At 61.4% G+C, this 14,907-nt stretch carries 15 protein-coding genes; 4 read left to right on the forward strand and 11 right to left on the reverse strand.

From position 1 onward, the window contains the following. Positions 1–100: 100 nt before the first annotated feature. The 5 genes from aguB to BM399_RS16480 form a co-directional block, all read right to left on the reverse strand. Positions 101–961 (reverse strand): N-carbamoylputrescine amidase, encoded by an 861-nt coding sequence (aguB, locus tag BM399_RS16460; protein ID WP_092868816.1) that lies wholly within the window; start codon positions 959–961, stop codon positions 101–103. Next, positions 962–1,987: an agmatine deiminase family protein gene (locus BM399_RS16465; protein ID WP_092868817.1), complete on the reverse strand. Its 1,026-nt coding sequence runs from the start codon at positions 1,985–1,987 to the stop codon at positions 962–964. Between the two features lie 424 nt (positions 1,988–2,411). Beyond that, positions 2,412–2,630, reverse strand: coding sequence for a hypothetical protein (locus BM399_RS16470; protein ID WP_092868818.1), 219 nt, complete (start codon positions 2,628–2,630; stop codon positions 2,412–2,414). A gap of 42 nt (positions 2,631–2,672) precedes the next feature. Further along, the gene (gene ybaL, locus BM399_RS16475; protein ID WP_092868819.1) at positions 2,673–4,340 is read right to left on the reverse strand and encodes a YbaL family putative K(+) efflux transporter; all 1,668 of its coding nucleotides are present in this window, start codon (positions 4,338–4,340) and stop codon (positions 2,673–2,675) included. 120 nt (positions 4,341–4,460) lie between these two features. After that, positions 4,461–5,690: an argininosuccinate synthase gene (locus BM399_RS16480; RefSeq protein WP_092868820.1), complete on the reverse strand. Its 1,230-nt coding sequence runs from the start codon at positions 5,688–5,690 to the stop codon at positions 4,461–4,463. Positions 5,691–5,841: 151 nt separating this feature from the next. On the opposite strand from BM399_RS16480, the gene BM399_RS16485 reads away from it, so the two are divergent. Continuing rightward, positions 5,842–6,450: a 2-hydroxychromene-2-carboxylate isomerase gene (locus BM399_RS16485; protein ID WP_092869162.1), complete on the forward strand. Its 609-nt coding sequence runs from the start codon at positions 5,842–5,844 to the stop codon at positions 6,448–6,450. Between the two features lie 214 nt (positions 6,451–6,664). Beyond that, positions 6,665–7,498: a hypothetical protein gene (locus BM399_RS16490; protein ID WP_244531313.1), complete on the forward strand. Its 834-nt coding sequence runs from the start codon at positions 6,665–6,667 to the stop codon at positions 7,496–7,498. A 64-nt stretch (positions 7,499–7,562) separates the two neighbouring features. On the opposite strand, the gene BM399_RS16495 is transcribed toward BM399_RS16490, so the two are convergent. The 6 genes from BM399_RS16495 to hslV form a co-directional block, all read right to left on the reverse strand. After that, on the reverse strand, positions 7,563–8,156 hold the full coding sequence (locus BM399_RS16495; protein WP_092868821.1) for a hypothetical protein: 594 nt from the start codon (positions 8,154–8,156) through the stop codon (positions 7,563–7,565). Between the two features lie 124 nt (positions 8,157–8,280). Further along, the gene (locus BM399_RS16500; protein WP_092868822.1) at positions 8,281–9,051 is read right to left on the reverse strand and encodes a hypothetical protein; all 771 of its coding nucleotides are present in this window, start codon (positions 9,049–9,051) and stop codon (positions 8,281–8,283) included. Positions 9,052–9,149: 98 nt separating this feature from the next. Next, positions 9,150–10,343: a dual-specificity RNA methyltransferase RlmN gene (rlmN, locus tag BM399_RS16505; protein ID WP_092868823.1), complete on the reverse strand. Its 1,194-nt coding sequence runs from the start codon at positions 10,341–10,343 to the stop codon at positions 9,150–9,152. A 147-nt stretch (positions 10,344–10,490) separates the two neighbouring features. Continuing rightward, the gene (hslU, locus tag BM399_RS16510) at positions 10,491–11,795 is read right to left on the reverse strand and encodes an ATP-dependent protease ATPase subunit HslU (RefSeq protein WP_092868824.1); all 1,305 of its coding nucleotides are present in this window, start codon (positions 11,793–11,795) and stop codon (positions 10,491–10,493) included. Beyond that, positions 11,792–12,883: a hypothetical protein gene (locus BM399_RS16515; RefSeq protein ID WP_092868825.1), complete on the reverse strand. Its 1,092-nt coding sequence runs from the start codon at positions 12,881–12,883 to the stop codon at positions 11,792–11,794. Before BM399_RS16515 ends, hslU begins: the two co-directional genes overlap by 4 nt. A gap of 64 nt (positions 12,884–12,947) precedes the next feature. After that, positions 12,948–13,517: an ATP-dependent protease subunit HslV gene (gene hslV, locus BM399_RS16520; protein ID WP_092868826.1), complete on the reverse strand. Its 570-nt coding sequence runs from the start codon at positions 13,515–13,517 to the stop codon at positions 12,948–12,950. A gap of 201 nt (positions 13,518–13,718) precedes the next feature. Between hslV and hisB the strand changes: the two genes are divergently transcribed. Both hisB and BM399_RS16530 read left to right on the forward strand, forming a co-directional pair. Continuing rightward, complete coding sequence (gene hisB, locus BM399_RS16525) at positions 13,719–14,342, forward strand: imidazoleglycerol-phosphate dehydratase HisB (protein ID WP_092868827.1); 624 nt, start codon at positions 13,719–13,721, stop codon at positions 14,340–14,342. 73 nt (positions 14,343–14,415) lie between these two features. After that, the gene (locus tag BM399_RS16530; protein ID WP_092869164.1) at positions 14,416–14,895 is read left to right on the forward strand and encodes a DUF2628 domain-containing protein; all 480 of its coding nucleotides are present in this window, start codon (positions 14,416–14,418) and stop codon (positions 14,893–14,895) included. Positions 14,896–14,907: the final 12 nt, after the last annotated feature.

Consider the following 14,907-nt stretch of genomic DNA (forward strand, 5'->3'; position numbering starts at 1 on the left):
TCCGCGCCGATTATTATCGGCGCGGAGCAGGTAAATCGGACGTCAGGCGAGATTTATCGTTGCTCGCGAAGCGGCAGGATAGCGACGCGGTCTCGTCGGCTCAGATGATGCTCTTTGCGTAGAGATCGGTGCGGCGATCGCGGAAGAATCCCCACTCGGCGCGATACGTTTCGATGAGGTCGAGATCGAAGGTGTGAATGAGAACGCCTTCGTCTTCGGCGCCGAATTTCTGGACGAGCTCGCCGCGATGGTCCGAGATGAAAGAGTGGCCGTAGTATTTCTGCTTCACGCCGTCGTTGTCTTCCTCGCCGATGCGATTGGCTGCAACGATCGGCACGGAGTTCGAAACGGCGTGGCCCTGCATCGCGCGCTGCCACTGCAGATGCGTGTCCAGTGACGGATCATAGGGTTCTGATCCGATTGCGGTCGGATAGAACAATATCTCGGCGCCTTGGAGAACCATGGCGCGCGCGCTTTCCGGGTACCACTGATCCCAGCAGATGCCGACGCCGATCTTGCCGCGTTTCGTATTCCACGTCTTGAAGCCGGTATCGCCCGGCCGGAAATAATATTTTTCCTGGTAACCGGGGCCATCCGGAATGTGGCTCTTACGATAGACGCCGAGGATTTCGCCGTCTGCGTCGGCAATTGCGATGCTGTTGTAGTAGCGGGGGCCGTCCTTCTCGAAGAACGATATCGGGATGACGACCTTCAGCGACTTCGCGACCTCGCGGAGTGCGATGACGCACGGATGCTCCATCACCGGATGCGCGGTTTCAAACCACTTCGGTTCCTGGCGCGTGCAGAAGTAGATGCCCTCGAACAGCTCCGACGGCAGAATGATTTCTGCGCCGCGGTCAGCCGCCTCGCGAACAAGCGCTTCCGTCTTGGCGATATTGATTTTGATGTCGTGTCCGTAGGACGTCTGAATGCTGCCGACCGTGATCGAGCGTCGCGCCATCTACAGGGGCTCCTGTTGTGTGATGCAGTGAAATGATCCGCCGCCTGCCAGTCCGCAGCCAAGCAGACCGCGAGACGATACGCCGACAACTGCACGGGTGGGAAAAACGGCCTGCAATGCCTGAAGCGCGTCCGCCTCGGTCGCAGTTCCATAAATCGGCACAACGACAACATCGTTGGCGATTATGAAGTTCATATGGGAAGCTGGCGAAACGTCTCCAAGGGCGTTGCGGTAAAGGCCGACACCCGGAATGCGAATGACCTCGAGCTTGCGGCCCATCGCGTCGGTCGCGGTTTCAAGGCGCGCCGCGATGGCGTTCAACGTTTCGGCGTTCGGATCGTCGGGGCCGGCGGGCGCCTGGCAGACGACGCGGCCCGGCGCGACGAAGCGAGCGATGTTGTCGACGTGCCCGTCGGTGTGGTCGTTCTTCAGGCCTTCATCGATCCAGATGACCGTCTTCGCGCCGAAGGCTTCGGCGAGGGCCTGTTCGGCGGCTTCTTTCGTCCAGCCATTGCGATTGGGGTTGAGCAACGTCTGCCGCGTCGTCAGGATCGTGCCTTCTCCGTCGTGATCGACGGCGCCGCCTTCGAGCACAAAGTCAAAGCGGCGAATGGGTGTCTTCGCAAGCTCGGCAACGTCGTCGCCAACGGTCGCGTCATCGGGGAGATCGTATTTTCCGCCCCAGCTGTTCGTCTTGAAGCGAAGAGCAACGGCGCTGTTGCGGATCTGTGCGAAAATCGGGCCGGTGTCGCGCAGCCAGATGTCGCCATACTTCGCGGGGATGATTTCGGCGGCATTGCCGAGTGCTGCGAGCGCCGAGTTGCGCGCTTCTTCGCCGTTCGCGAGAAGCCGGACCTTGTTGCCAGCGATGCTGAGCGCGCGGATGAGCGCCGCCACGTCGCGACGGGGCGTTTCGAGATCGCCGCGCCATTCATCAGGATCGGCCGGCCACGCGGTCCAAATCGCCTTTTGAGGCGCCCATTCGGCGGGCGTCACCACCGGCGTTTTGTCCGCCACTGCGTTCATTCTCAAGTCCTCACAATTATCGTTTCGAGACGCATTTTATCATCGAGCACGCGATGTCGGGGATCGAGACCCCCTCGTCAAGGCCAGAGATGGCCGAGAGGGTGCGTCACACCGCAAAATCGCGCGGGCGAGCGGTGCCTATCCGACAATGACGATGGTGAGATGACGGTATGGGGCGGCCGAAGGGCAGAAGCCGGCCGGCGGCAATCGGGCCAATTCTACAGGCCCGGCATCACGGGGCCCTGAAAAAGGCGAAACGGGAGCGACTGCCCGGTGATTGGAGCGCGTGCCGAGTGAAACGCCCTGGACACCATCGGGGGGCTCAGCCGGTCCCGTTGAACCATAAAATGCCGATTGATTCTTTAACGCGCCGTTAACTCGTCAGCGTGCGGCGCGATCGTTCGGATGAGCGCGCCGGAATGCCTCAAACGCGCTTGCCGAACATCGATGCGAACAGGCCGACGATGATCAGCGCGGGGATGACGATGAGCGCGATGGCGCCGATCGTTACCGCGATGCCGAGCATCAGGAACGCCATGACGGCGAACAGCAGGATCGCCGCCATGAACACCAGAAACTTGACTGCCCATTCGCGCCAGCCGGTGAGCACCGTCGTCTCGCCGTTTCTCGTAATGACGATCATGGTCTCGTTCTCTATTTCATACCGGTTCAGTATTTAGTGTCGTCAGGGAACTCGTGCAGCCATCGCGTCGGCGATTTCCTGCGATCCTTGGATGACGATATTTGTGCCACAAGCTTTGAGGTGCGTTACCTCGGCGTCGGAATGACCTCGCACGATGATTGGCAACTCGGGGTTCGCCGCCCGCGCCTGGGACACAATTTGCCCTGCTTCGAAGCTGTCGGGAATGGCGACGAGCAAGCATTTCGCTTGCGGCAGATTGGCAAACTTGAGAAGGGCCACGGCGTTGCCTGCGACCGCTTCGACCTTCTTTTCCTTGAGCTTATTAACGACGTCATCGTTCTCGTCGATGACGTACATCGGTATATTCCGTTGTTTGAGTGTTTCGCCGATAGGACGTCCTACGCGGCCATAGCCAATCAATACGGCGTGATCCTGCAACTTCGTCTTTTCGATTTTGACGGGTGGTGCCGGCTCAGGCACCGCGTTCGCCGCCGCCTCACGCTTTTCGAGCTTCTGCTCATACCGGTCGAGCGCGAAGAATAGCAGCGGGTTCAACATTATGGAGCCGATGGCGCCGGCCAGGACGAGCTCCCGGCCAAGTTCGGGCAAGACGCCGAGCGTGACGCCCATGCCCGCCAGAATAAACGAGAACTCGCCGATCTGAGCCAGGCTGACGGAAATCGTGAGTGCGGTCGTCGGGTGATATCCGAATGCGCGAACGATCCCGTAGGCCGCCACCGATTTGCCGACGATGACGATCGTCAGTGTCGCCACGACGGCAAGGGGATCGCGGAGGAGAATGGCCGGATCGAACAACATGCCGACGGATATGAAGAACAGCACGGCAAAGGCGTCGCGCAACGGAAGCGTTTCAGATGCCGCCTGCTGACTGAGCGTCGATTCGCTTAGGATCATGCCAGCAAAGAAGGCGCCGAGTGCGAACGACACGCCGAACAGCTTGGCCGCCCCGAAGGCCGTTCCGAGCGCAATCGCGAGCACGGCCAGGCGGAACAGTTCTCGCGACCCGGTATGGGCTGCGTAGTGCAAAATCCATGGAATAATTCGGCGTCCCGCGACGAGCATCAGAACGACGAAGGCGACGATCTGGAATACGGTAACCGCAAACGTCTTCAGAAGATTGAAGTTCTCGGCATCGCTTACCGGTTGGTCCGCCGTGGCGGAGTTGAACAGTGGGAGCAGCGCCGGCAGCAGCACCAGCGTCAGCACCATCACGATGTCTTCGACGATGAGCCATCCGACGGCTATGCGGCCACGATCGGTATTGAGAAGCCGTCTCGCCTGCATCGCTCGCAGCAATACGACGGTACTCGCGACGGAGAGCGCGAGGCCCATAACGATGCCGGCTCCGGGCTGCCAGCCGAGATGAAGCGAAAGGCCTAAGCCGAGCAGCGTCGCGACGATGATCTGAACTACGGCGCCGGGAATGGCGATCTTGCGGACCGACCAAAGATCTTTCAGCGAAAAATGGAGTCCGACGCCGAACATCAATAGAATGATGCCGACTTCCGCGAGTTCGGAGGCGATCGTCTGATCTGCAACAAAACCCGGCGTTCGTGGCCCGAGCACGACGCCCGCGAGGAGGTATCCGACTAGAGGGGAAGCCCGGAGACGCTGCGCTATCGCTCCAAACAGGAAGGCCAAGCTGAGGCCAACGACGATCGTTGCGATAAGAGGCGTTTCGTGCGGCATCAATTCCTGCTTCCGAGTGGAGGAAGCAGCACTTTTCACTACGCGCGGTATAATTTCAACCTTGTGACCATCGCGACGCTTTGGGCGCGCCGCAGATGGTCACGTCGGGAGAAGCGAGGCCTAGGTCTTGTTTCGCCGGCCGAGCGTGCGCAAACGCAACGCATTGAGCTTGATGAAGCCTTCCGCGTCCTTCTGGTCGTAGGCGCCTTTGTCGTCCTCGAACGTGACGAGCGTCGGCGAATAGAGCGACTTCGGGCTCGCGCGGCCGATGACGATGACATTGCCCTTATAGAGCTCGAGCGTGACTTCGCCCTCGACGTTCTCCTGGCTCTTGTCGATCAGGGCCTGAAGCATCTCGCGCTCGGGCGACAACCAAAAGCCGTTGTAGATCAGCTCGGCGTAGCGCGGCATGATTTCGTCTTTGAGATGCGATGCGCCGCGATCGAGCGTCAGGCTTTCGATGGCGCGATGGGCGGTGAGCAGGATCGTGCCGCCGGGCGTCTCGTAAACGCCACGTGATTTCATGCCGACGAAGCGGTTCTCGACGAGGTCGAGACGGCCGATGCCGTTGTCGCGGCCGAGATCGTTCAAGGCCTTCAAGAGAGTGGCGGGAGAAAGCTTCTTGCCATCGAGCGAAACCGGGTCGCCCTTCTCGAAGCCGATCTTGATGGTCGTCACCTTGTCGGGCGCGGTCATCGGCGAGATGGTGCGCTGATAGACCATCTCGGGCGGCTTCGTCGCGGGGTCTTCGAGCACTTTACCTTCGGACGAGGAGTGCAGAAGGTTGGCGTCGACCGAGAAGGGCGACTCGCCCTCCTTATCCTTCGCGACGGGGATCTGGTTCTGGCGAGCGAAATCCAGAAGGTCTTCGCGGCCCTTGAACTTCCATTCGCGCCAGGGCGCGATGATCTTGATGCCGGGCTCGAGCGCGTAATAGCCGAGCTCGAACCTCACCTGATCGTTGCCCTTGCCTGTTGCGCCGTGGCAGACGGCGTCGGCGCCGACCTTGCGGGCGATCTCGATCTGCTTCTTCGCGATCAGCGGACGGGCGATGGACGTGCCGAGCAAATAAACGCCTTCGTAGACCGTGTTGGCGCGGAACATCGGGAAGACGAAATCGCGGACGAATTCCTCGCGCAGGTCTTCGATGAAGATGTTTTCTTCCTTGATGCCGAGCATCAGGGCCTTCTTGCGAGCCGGCTCCAGCTCTTCGCCCTGTCCGAGGTCGGCGGTGAACGTCACGACTTCGGCGCCGTAGGTCTCCTGCAGCCACTTGAGGATGATCGAAGTGTCTAAGCCGCCGGAATAGGCGAGTACGACCTTTTTCACGGTTTTAGGCGCGGCGCTCATGGGAGATCTGGCTTTCGAATTTGGAATGGGACGGAAACGCGCGGCACTATAGGGTCGGCGGCGCTGCCCGCAAGTCCGGTTGATGCCATTTCGCGACATGTCGCAATCGGGCTTAGACATTAACGACAGCGGGCTCAACAGAGGAAGCGCAATGAAACCGACTATCGTCTTCTGGTACGAGTTCGCGTCGACCTACTCTTACCTGAGCGCCATGCGGATCGAGGAAACGGCGGCGCGGGCCGACGTCGCCGTCGACTGGAAGCCATTCCTGCTCGGGCCGATTTTCAAATCGCAAGGCTGGGAGACCTCGCCATTCAATATCTATCCGGCAAAGGGCCGCTACATGGTGCGGGACATTGGACGCACCGCGGCGTCGCGCGGAATTCCTTTCCAGATGCCGGCGTCGTTTCCGGCCAACGGATTGAAGGCAGCACGCCTTGCGATCGCGGCGCGCAGCCAAGGCGCGGATGCCGCTTTCAGCCGTGCGGTCTTTGCCGCTGCCTTCGCCAAGGGTTTGGACATCTCCGATGACGCTGTGTTGACGGATTGCCTTACGAGCGCTGGTCTCGAGGCGGACGATATGCGGCGGCTCAGCACGGACATGGCGGTCAAGTCGGAGTTGCGGGCCAATACGGAAGAGGCGCAGGCGCTCGGGATATTCGGTGCGCCGAGTTTCAGCACACCGGACGGCGAAATGTTCTGGGGTGATGACCGGCTCGACCAAGCTTTGACGTGGGCGAGGAAGCGCGCGCCTGGGTGAATGAGGCTTGATTTTTCAATGTTTTGAGCGAGATGCAGGCTTAGGCTGATCACTTCTCGGGGGGCATTTGTGGCGCAAATGACGCGCGTTAACTGGTTCCGCACCGCAGCAAACTCATGAACATAAAAAAGGCATGGCAAAGGTGTTTGCGGTGTTTCTGTCCAACGTCAGCTGATAGAAGCTCGGGAATATATCTCATCGGGGGAGAGCGGCCGTGATCAGGTCGAATCGCATCGTCGGGAATCTGGTGTGGTTAGGTTTGCTCGGTTGCGCCATGGCGCTGCCGCTTGCCGCCGAAGAAATCACCGTAACGATCCCGCCAGACGATCCGCCGGCGCAAGCGGCGGCTCCAGCGCAGCCGGCGCCTCAGCCCTCGGCGGTCCCGGCATTCACGCCTCACGACAATCTCCAGAAGTCCGCCGACAGCAGCGATCCGACGGCGCATCCGACCGACTCGGTTGCCGCGCCAGCTCCAGCTGCTCCGGTCAAGCACAAGCAGAAGGCAGCAGCTGCCCCAGCTGCAGCGCCGGCTCCGGCGCCGGCTGATGGTTCGGCCGGCCCGGCTGCGACCGACGGAACGGCGAAGCCCGCCGAAAAGCCGAAGACGGCAAAGGCGAATTCGCCGTGTTTCAACATCGACGAGAACGCCTGTGCCGAGCTCAGTAAAGTGTGCATCTGGGTTGCGGCGGGCACCAACGATGCGGGCAAGCCGACGAAGGCCCGGTGCCGGTCGCTCGCAATTCTGAAGAGAGAAGAAGAGAAGGCCGCAAAAGCTGCGAAGGCCGCCGGCGCAACGCCGGAAGTTCTGCCGTGGGCAACAAACGGCGCAGCAGCATCGCCTGCGGCCGCGCCCGCCGCCGATGGGGCCGCCGCGGCTCCTCCGGCCGATGCGACGAAGGCCGCCAAGAAAACGAAGACAGCAGCCGTCAAGAAGACGCCTAAGCCGAAGCCCGAAACGGTCAATGCCGCACCGGCTCCTGCGGCTGGCGAAGCGGAGGCCGCGCCTGCGCCTGATTCCGGTTCAGCTCCGGAGCCTGACGCGCAATAGAGGTTTCAGGTTGAACACGTAGCGCCCGCCTGATCGAGTCCTGGTCGAGCGGGCTCTTCTTTCTTCAGTGCAGATAGGCCGACCACGGTGTACGCGGCGCGAAATGCCGGTCCATCGCTTGGCGCCCCTCGGCATTTCCAAAGACAAGCCGCCACTGCGTGCATGCGGCGTCGGCTGCATCCATGGCTGACGTGCTCGCACGGGCCGTCGGTGCCGCCACGGCGTAGGGCACGCCGTAGGACAGCATCATTGCCATCATGGGACCCTGATAGAGCGTCCAAGGCGAACTGCCCCAGTATGCCTGAACAGATGCGGGCCAGAACGTATCACCGCCGGGAAATACACGGGACGCGGCGACCGCCTGCTGCGCGCCGGGCCAGTAGGCGAGAGATGCGCTGGCCATCGCCAACCACGCCTGCATGATTTCGTTCTGGAGGGGTGCGGGCGCGGAGGCCACGGGGGTCCAATCACCGAACCAAGCAGACCAAGCCAAAGGTTGCGGGGCGAGAGGTTCAGGCGCGAGGAGACCTTCCGGCGTCATTTCGTCGTAAAGGCGCTTCTGGCACGCCAAGCCCGCGGCCACGGAGGCCTGACCCATCTCGAACATGGCTTCCGTCGCTTTCTGCAGAAAGCGGAAATGCAGGGCGCAATCGAACAAAATACAGTCCCTCGGTTCGGCTTTGACGGTACCAGGGATGGTGCATCGCAGCAACGTTGAAGCCGTTCTGCCGCACTCTTGGTTAATCAACTGTTCGCGAGGTCGGCCGCTCCGAGGGGCGGTGTCAGTGCAGCGTCTGGCTCTTGTCGCGGCCGTTCGGGGTCAGATTGCCGTCGTTATCGGTCATCTCGTCTTCGCTCTCGTTCGCCGAGCCGGTGGCAGCATGGTCGGACCGTTGGCGGGCAGACCTCGTCTTCGACAGCGTCAGGCGCTGCATCATCGGACGTTGCCCACGCGTTTGCTCGTCCACGGTCGGCGATCTCGTGATCACGACTTCGGCGTCGTCATTATTATTCTCGGCATTATTCTCGGCGCGTGGCGCTGCTTCGGAAGGCGCGCTAACCGTTACATCAGCTGTTTGGGGCACCGAAGCCGTTCGCGCGCGATGCTCGCCGTGCGGACGCCCTGCGAACTGACCAGCGGCGAGCCAATAAAAGAAGCCTCCGAAGAAGCCGATCGTGAGGAATGCCTTGACCGCGTAGTTGTTGAGGATCGTCGTCGGCTGGCCCACGACTTCGCTCGCATATTGCGCGACGAAACCGAGCATCGAGATCGCGACGCCGGCAAACAGATAGAACGTCAGCGAGCGGACCGAGAACGACTCGCTCAAAATTGCGATGATGAGAACGAAGACGGATGCGAAAATTCCGAGATGCGTTGCGGCAAGCAGACCTAGCTCGATTGTTTCGCTGGCCGTTTTCGGCAACCGCTCGATGGGCTCCGTTAGCACGTCGATAGGCGTCGTGACGAACATGACGGTCACGAGCCCCGCGGCCAAGCTCGCGAGCACGAACCCGAACACCACGCGCGCTATTGTGCTGAGGAACCTTAGCACGACGACCCCGCCCCCTGCGTCCCATCTCGGGCGAAATGTATATGAGCGAGCGCTGCGGGCTCAATCAAAATAACGCGGCGTCGTGCGAGAACCGCTCGTTAGGCGCCCTGGGACGCGGCGTTGCGCTCGCTTGCCGAGAGCTTGAGGCTCTCAGACCTAAGTTGCCCGCAGGCCGCGAGAATATCGCGTCCGCGAGGTGTGCGGACAGGGCTTGCGTAACCGGCCCGATTTACGACGTCTGCAAATCGTTCGATGGTTTCCCAATCCGAGCACTCATAGCGCGTGTTCGGCCATGGGTTGAACGGTATTAAGTTGATTTTGGCGGGAATTCCCGCGAGGAGGCGCACGAGCGCTCGGGCCTCCGCGAGGCTGTCGTTGACGCCTTTCAGCATCACATATTCGAACGTGATGCGGCGCGCGTTCGAGAGCCCCGGATAATTGCGGCAGGCCTCGATAAGCTCAGCGATCGGATATTTGCGATTGAGCGGCACAAGTTCGTCGCGCAGCGCATCGTTGGTCGCGTGCAGCGAGATGGCAAGCATGGTGTCGGCCTCTTCGCCCCAACGCGGAATTTCGGGAACGACACCCGACGTCGACAGCGTGATGCGCCGCTTCGAGAGCGAGAGGCCTTCGCCGTCCGACGCGATGTCCATCGCAGCCTTGACGTTGTCGAAATTGTAGAGCGGTTCGCCCATGCCCATCAGCACGACGTTCGTTATCTTGCGTTCGCTCTGCGGCAGCAGACGGCCGTCACCGGGACCCTTGGCACCGGGCCAGTCACCGATGCGGTCGCGCGCCAGCATGATCTGGGCGACGATTTCTTCCGTCTCGAGATTGCGCACGAGCTTCTGAGTGCCGGTATGGCAGAACGAGCAATTCAGCGTGCAGCCGACCTGGCTCGAAATGCAAAGCGTGCCGCGGTCACTCTCGGGAATGTAGACGGTTTCGATTTCCGGTGCGCGCGCTTCGTGACCGCGCTTCGGGAGTCTGAGGAGCCATTTGCGCGTACCGTCGACCGAGATCTGTTCGGAGACGATTTCGGGACGGTCCAGAACGTAAAGCTCTTCGAGACGGCGACGGAGATCTTTCGACACGTCCGTCATGTCTTCGAAGCGTGTGACGCCACGTACGTAGATCCAGCTCCAGAGCTGGCCGACGCGCATGCGAAGCTGTTTTTCCGGAACGCCGGCAGCGGCGAGCGCCAGTTTCAAGCGGTCGCGCGTCAGCCCCGCGAGCGAGGGCTTCGCGGCGGGTTCTTCTGCGGCAATCTTTACTAAAGGCGCGGCGGTCATAGCGAAAACATGCTTTCGGTTTGGAAAGCGCCCCTTTTACAGGCGTTCGCGAAAAGTGCCTAGCGGCACATTTTCGCTGGGTTTTGCTTGGCGCTCGGCGACTCGCGTTCCGCGAGCCGGCCGCCGAGCGCGGAAGCGCGCGTTAACTTACAAAATAAAGCGGCTCAGATCGGCGTTTTTCGAGAGCGTTCCGACCCGCTCGCTGACGTATGGGCCGTCGATAACCACGGTTTGCACGCCACGGTCGGAGGCTTCGAACGAGACGTCGTCGAGGACGCGCTCCAGCACCGTCTGCAGCCGCCGCGCGCCGATGTTTTCAACGGTCGAGTTCACCTCGACGGCCGCGTCGGCAATGGCGTCAATCGCGTCCGGCTTGAATTCGAGCGTGACGCCTTCGGTCTGCATCAGGGCTACGGACTGCCTGATGAGGCTGACCTGCGGCTCCGTCAGGATGCGCTTCATGTCTTCGCGCGTCAGGGCGTTGAGCTCGACGCGGATCGGGAGACGGCCCTGCAATTCCGGCAAGAGGTCGGAAGGTTTCGAGACGTGGAACGCGCCCGAGGCGATGAAGAGGATATGATCGGTCTTCACGGGGCCGTGCTTGGTCGCGACGGTCGTGCCTTCAATCAACGGCAGGAGATCGCGCTGCACGCCTTCGCGCGAGACGTCGGCGCCGCCACGCGCAGCGTCGCCGCGCGAGGAAATCTTATCGATCTCGTCGAGGAACACGATGCCGTTGTTCTCGACTGCGGTGATCGCTTCGCCAGCGATCTGATCGCTATCGATCAGCTTGTCGCTTTCCTCGGCGATGAGAATGTCGAAGCTGTCCTTGACGGTAACGCGCCGGGGCTTCGTTCGCTGTCCGAGCGCTTTGCCCAGCATCTCGCCGATGTTGATCGTCGCCATTGTGCCGCCCGGCATGTCGAACGATGGAATGGGCGACGACGTATCGGCGACGAGGATATCGATCTCCTTGTCGTTCAATTCGTTGTTGCGGAGCTTCTTGCGGAAGCTGTCGCGCGTCGCGGGGGAAGAGCCGGAGCCGACGAGCGCATCTAGCACGCGTTCTTCCGCGGACTTTTCGGCTTTTGCGCGGACGCCCTGGCGTTTCGCTTCCTTGACGAGGGCGATGCCGACTTCAACGAGATCGCGAACGATGCTGTCGACGTCGCGTCCGACGTAGCCGACCTCGGTGAATTTGGTCGCTTCGACCTTGAGGAACGGCGCGCCCGCGAGCTTCGCCAACCGGCGGGAGATCTCGGTTTTGCCGACGCCGGTCGGGCCGATCATCAGGATGTTCTTCGGCAGAACTTCGTCGCGAAGCTCGCCGGTCAACTGCTGACGGCGCCAGCGGTTACGAAGGGCTATGGCGACGGCGCGCTTGGCGTCGGCTTGGCCGACGATGTAGCGGTCGAGTTCAGATACGATTTCGCGCGGTGAAAAATTCGTCATTGTCTCGCTTCAGGAAGGTAGGGAGCGAAGGCGGTTTTTTGCAGGTGCGGCAAAAGCCTGTTCCTGATGGGGTGCCAAAAGACGCCCAGAAACAGGACAAATGCGCCGACGACGCCGAGCGTCAGCACAAACGAGCCCGAGCCTCCCTCGCCGCCTGTCAGGGGAATGCCGCCGTTCAGCAAATCGTAGACGGCGACCGTGAAATAGACGAGCGAGGAAACGAGGAGCGCGCGCCTATCGATGGCGAGTGCGAACAGTGCGAGGAAGAACACCGTCACCAGGATGGCTGCGGAGGTCGCGGCGCCGATCGTCGTGCCTTTGATCAAAAGGATGACCGGCGAGACGATCATCGGGGCCGCCACGAGCTGCAGCCAGAAAGCGCAATCGGAAAGGCGCGTCTGACGCTTCGGATCGCGGGCATCGTAGGCAAGTGCAACCACGAGGACAGCGAGGCCATAGCCCAACGCCACGAAGGATGGGCCGATACCCGCAATCTGCAGCAGGCTCTGGCTGACGACGGCATAGCCAAAGAAGGCGATCAAGGCGAGTGCGAAGGGCAAGCGGAAGCGCACGTAGTAGACGATCGCGGCGATAAGGGCCGGTGTTCCGAACCTGAGTGAGGGATTTCGCCAGAATGCGAATTCGGAATCGGCGCTCCAGTTCGACGAGACGAAATTCGTCCAGTGCATTTGAACGACGACGGCAGCTGCAGCGAAGGCGACGAACAGAACCGAGAGAACCATTCCGGGCAGCACGGCGCGGAGACGCGTGACGAGAATTTCGCTCAAGAGCCAGAACGTGACGGCGGCAAGCGCTAGCGTGCCGAACCAGCTCATGCCAAAGGTGCTCGCCGTCGAGCTGGCAATAAGGAACGCGCCGGCGACGAGCAGTACGCCGATCGTCAGGAAGACGTCGTTGAAGCCATTGAGGAAGCGAAAGCGCTCTTCATCGGCGATAGCGGGTTCGCCGTCAGGACCCAAAACCGCGGAACCCCCGCGCATGGCCTGCAACTTCTCGGCCTGTGCCGCGTCGATGACGCCGGCCTCGACCGCCGCTTTCAGATCTTCAGGTGATAATGCGCTTGGCATCTGGTCAATGATCCGGGTGTTGGTTTTTCGCTCGGCAAACAGCCTAGATTTTCCGTGCCTGTCGTTAGCTGGCCGTATCGAGTGTTTCGACGACGATGTTTTTGTTCGTATAGACGCAGATGTCGGCGGCTATGGACATTGCCTTGCGGGCGATGGCTTCGGCGTCGAGAGGCTGATCAATCAGCGCGCGGGCGGCCGCGAGCGCATAATTGCCACCCGACCCGATGCCGGCGATAGCATTTTCCGGCTCGAGAACGTCGCCGGTGCCGGTCAGGACGAGGGTCGTCGAGGCGTCGGCAACGATCATCATCGCCTCGAGGCGGCGCAGGAAACGGTCGGTGCGCCAGTCCTTGGCAAGCTCGACGGCGGCGCGGGTCAGCTGACCCGGGTACATTTCGAGCTTGGCTTCGAGCCGCTCGAAAAGGGTGAAGGCGTCCGCCGTCGCGCCGGCGAACCCGCCGATGACGTCGCCCTTGCCGAGGCGACGGACCTTCTTGGCGTTGGCCTTGATGATCGTCTGGCCCAGGCTAACCTGGCCGTCACCGGCAACTACAACACGGCCGCCCTTGCGAACGGTAAGTATTGTGGTGGCGTGCCACGACGAATCGCCAGCATTTGGGCTCTGGTGGGTCATTTGTACCGCGTCAGTTAAGCTTTTGCAGGCAGTATGCAAGTGAAGCCGGGTGCCTGCGGCCACGGGGCCGCTGCGGCGACCTTGGCCGGGCGGGCAACAAGCTGATAAACGCTCTCGCATGTGTCGGGCAACCGGAACGTCTGTCGGTCCTGATGACTCTCCTCCGGAGAGCTGGCCGACGGGGTAGAGTGGATTAAGGATATGACGGGCGTCGGAGAGATTCACGTGAAGCAGCGGCAGGCCTCGATCACGCGCAAGACCAAGGAGACGGAGATCTCCGCGACCGTCGATCTCGATGGGACGGGCGCATACGATATTTCGACGGGGATCGGGTTTCTCGATCATATGCTGGAGCAACTCGCCCGGCATTCGCTGATCGACATCACGCTCAGGGCCAAGGGCGACCTGCATATCGACTTCCACCACACGGCCGAAGATACGGGCATCGTCATCGGGCAGGCCATCGCCAAGGCGCTCGGCGATAAAGCCGGGATCGTGCGCTATGCTGACGTGCATCTGCCGATGGACGAAACCCTGACGCGCGTTGCGCTCGATGTCTCGGGGCGGCCGTTTCTGATCTGGAAAGCGGAGTTCTCGCGGCACAAGGTCGGCGAGATGGACACGGAGCTATTCCGCGAGTGGTTCCAGGCCTTTGCGCAGAACGCCGGCATCACGCTGCACGTCGAAAACCTTTACGGCGAGAACAATCACCATATTGCCGAGACCTGCTATAAGGGTTTGGCGCGGGCGCTGAGGGCCGCTATTGCTCTCGATCCGCGGCAGGCGGGCCGTATCCCGTCGACAAAGGGCATGCTGCAAGGCTGACTTCCGGCGAAGCCTTGCGCCGCATTGGCTCGCGCCGGCTTGGAGTTCGATGGACCAAGGAGTTTTGAGTTCCGTGGCGACCTACACCGTGCACGAACCCCCCGTTTCCGATTCCGACCGGGTCGACCGCGCTGTCGAACTCGCATTCGTGAAGGATGGGTTTTCCTGGCTGACGGCTATTTTTCCGCCGCTCGGCTTTCTCGCCCACGGTCTGTGGCTGATGGCGATCGCTTATCTCGCCGGAGCCGGCCTTCTCGGTTACGTGCTTGCCCAGGCCAAAGTCGACCCCGACTGGATCGGCCTGATCATGCTCATGATCAATATCTATCTCGGCTTCGAGATTTCGACGTTGCGGCGCTGGATGCTCGACCAAAAAGGCTGGCGCATGCTCGGCGTCGTCAACGGACGCTCGATCGAGGAATGCGAACGGCGCTTCTTCGAGAGCTGGCTGCCCGATCAGCCGGTCATTCAGAGCGATACGCCGAAGACGCCGGGCAATCCCTCAGGCACGCCGGGTGGTTTGCGCTTCTGGCCGTTCGGGGCCAGGGCTTGAGGCCGCAGCACT

This window comes from Hyphomicrobium facile (assembly GCF_900116175.1).
GTDB lineage: Bacteria > Pseudomonadota > Alphaproteobacteria > Rhizobiales > Hyphomicrobiaceae > Hyphomicrobium_B > Hyphomicrobium_B facile.

Coding starts and splice junctions, on each gene's coding strand:
- BM399_RS16465 (WP_092868817.1), bottom strand. CDS start 1,987: ATGAACGCAGTGGCGGACAAAACGCCGGTGGTGACGCCCGCCGAATGG.
- hslU (WP_092868824.1), bottom strand. CDS start 11,795: ATGACGAATTTTTCACCGCGCGAAATCGTATCTGAACTCGACCGCTAC.
- aguB (WP_092868816.1), bottom strand. CDS start 961: ATGGCGCGACGCTCGATCACGGTCGGCAGCATTCAGACGTCCTACGGA.
- rlmN (WP_092868823.1), bottom strand. CDS start 10,343: ATGACCGCCGCGCCTTTAGTAAAGATTGCCGCAGAAGAACCCGCCGCG.
- BM399_RS16470 (WP_092868818.1), bottom strand. CDS start 2,630: ATGATCGTCATTACGAGAAACGGCGAGACGACGGTGCTCACCGGCTGG.
- BM399_RS16485 (WP_092869162.1), top strand. CDS start 5,842: ATGAAACCGACTATCGTCTTCTGGTACGAGTTCGCGTCGACCTACTCT.
- BM399_RS16480 (WP_092868820.1), bottom strand. CDS start 5,690: ATGAGCGCCGCGCCTAAAACCGTGAAAAAGGTCGTACTCGCCTATTCC.
- hisB (WP_092868827.1), top strand. CDS start 13,719: ATGACGGGCGTCGGAGAGATTCACGTGAAGCAGCGGCAGGCCTCGATC.
- hslV (WP_092868826.1), bottom strand. CDS start 13,517: ATGACCCACCAGAGCCCAAATGCTGGCGATTCGTCGTGGCACGCCACC.
- ybaL (WP_092868819.1), bottom strand. CDS start 4,340: ATGCCGCACGAAACGCCTCTTATCGCAACGATCGTCGTTGGCCTCAGC.
- BM399_RS16515 (WP_092868825.1), bottom strand. CDS start 12,883: ATGCCAAGCGCATTATCACCTGAAGATCTGAAAGCGGCGGTCGAGGCC.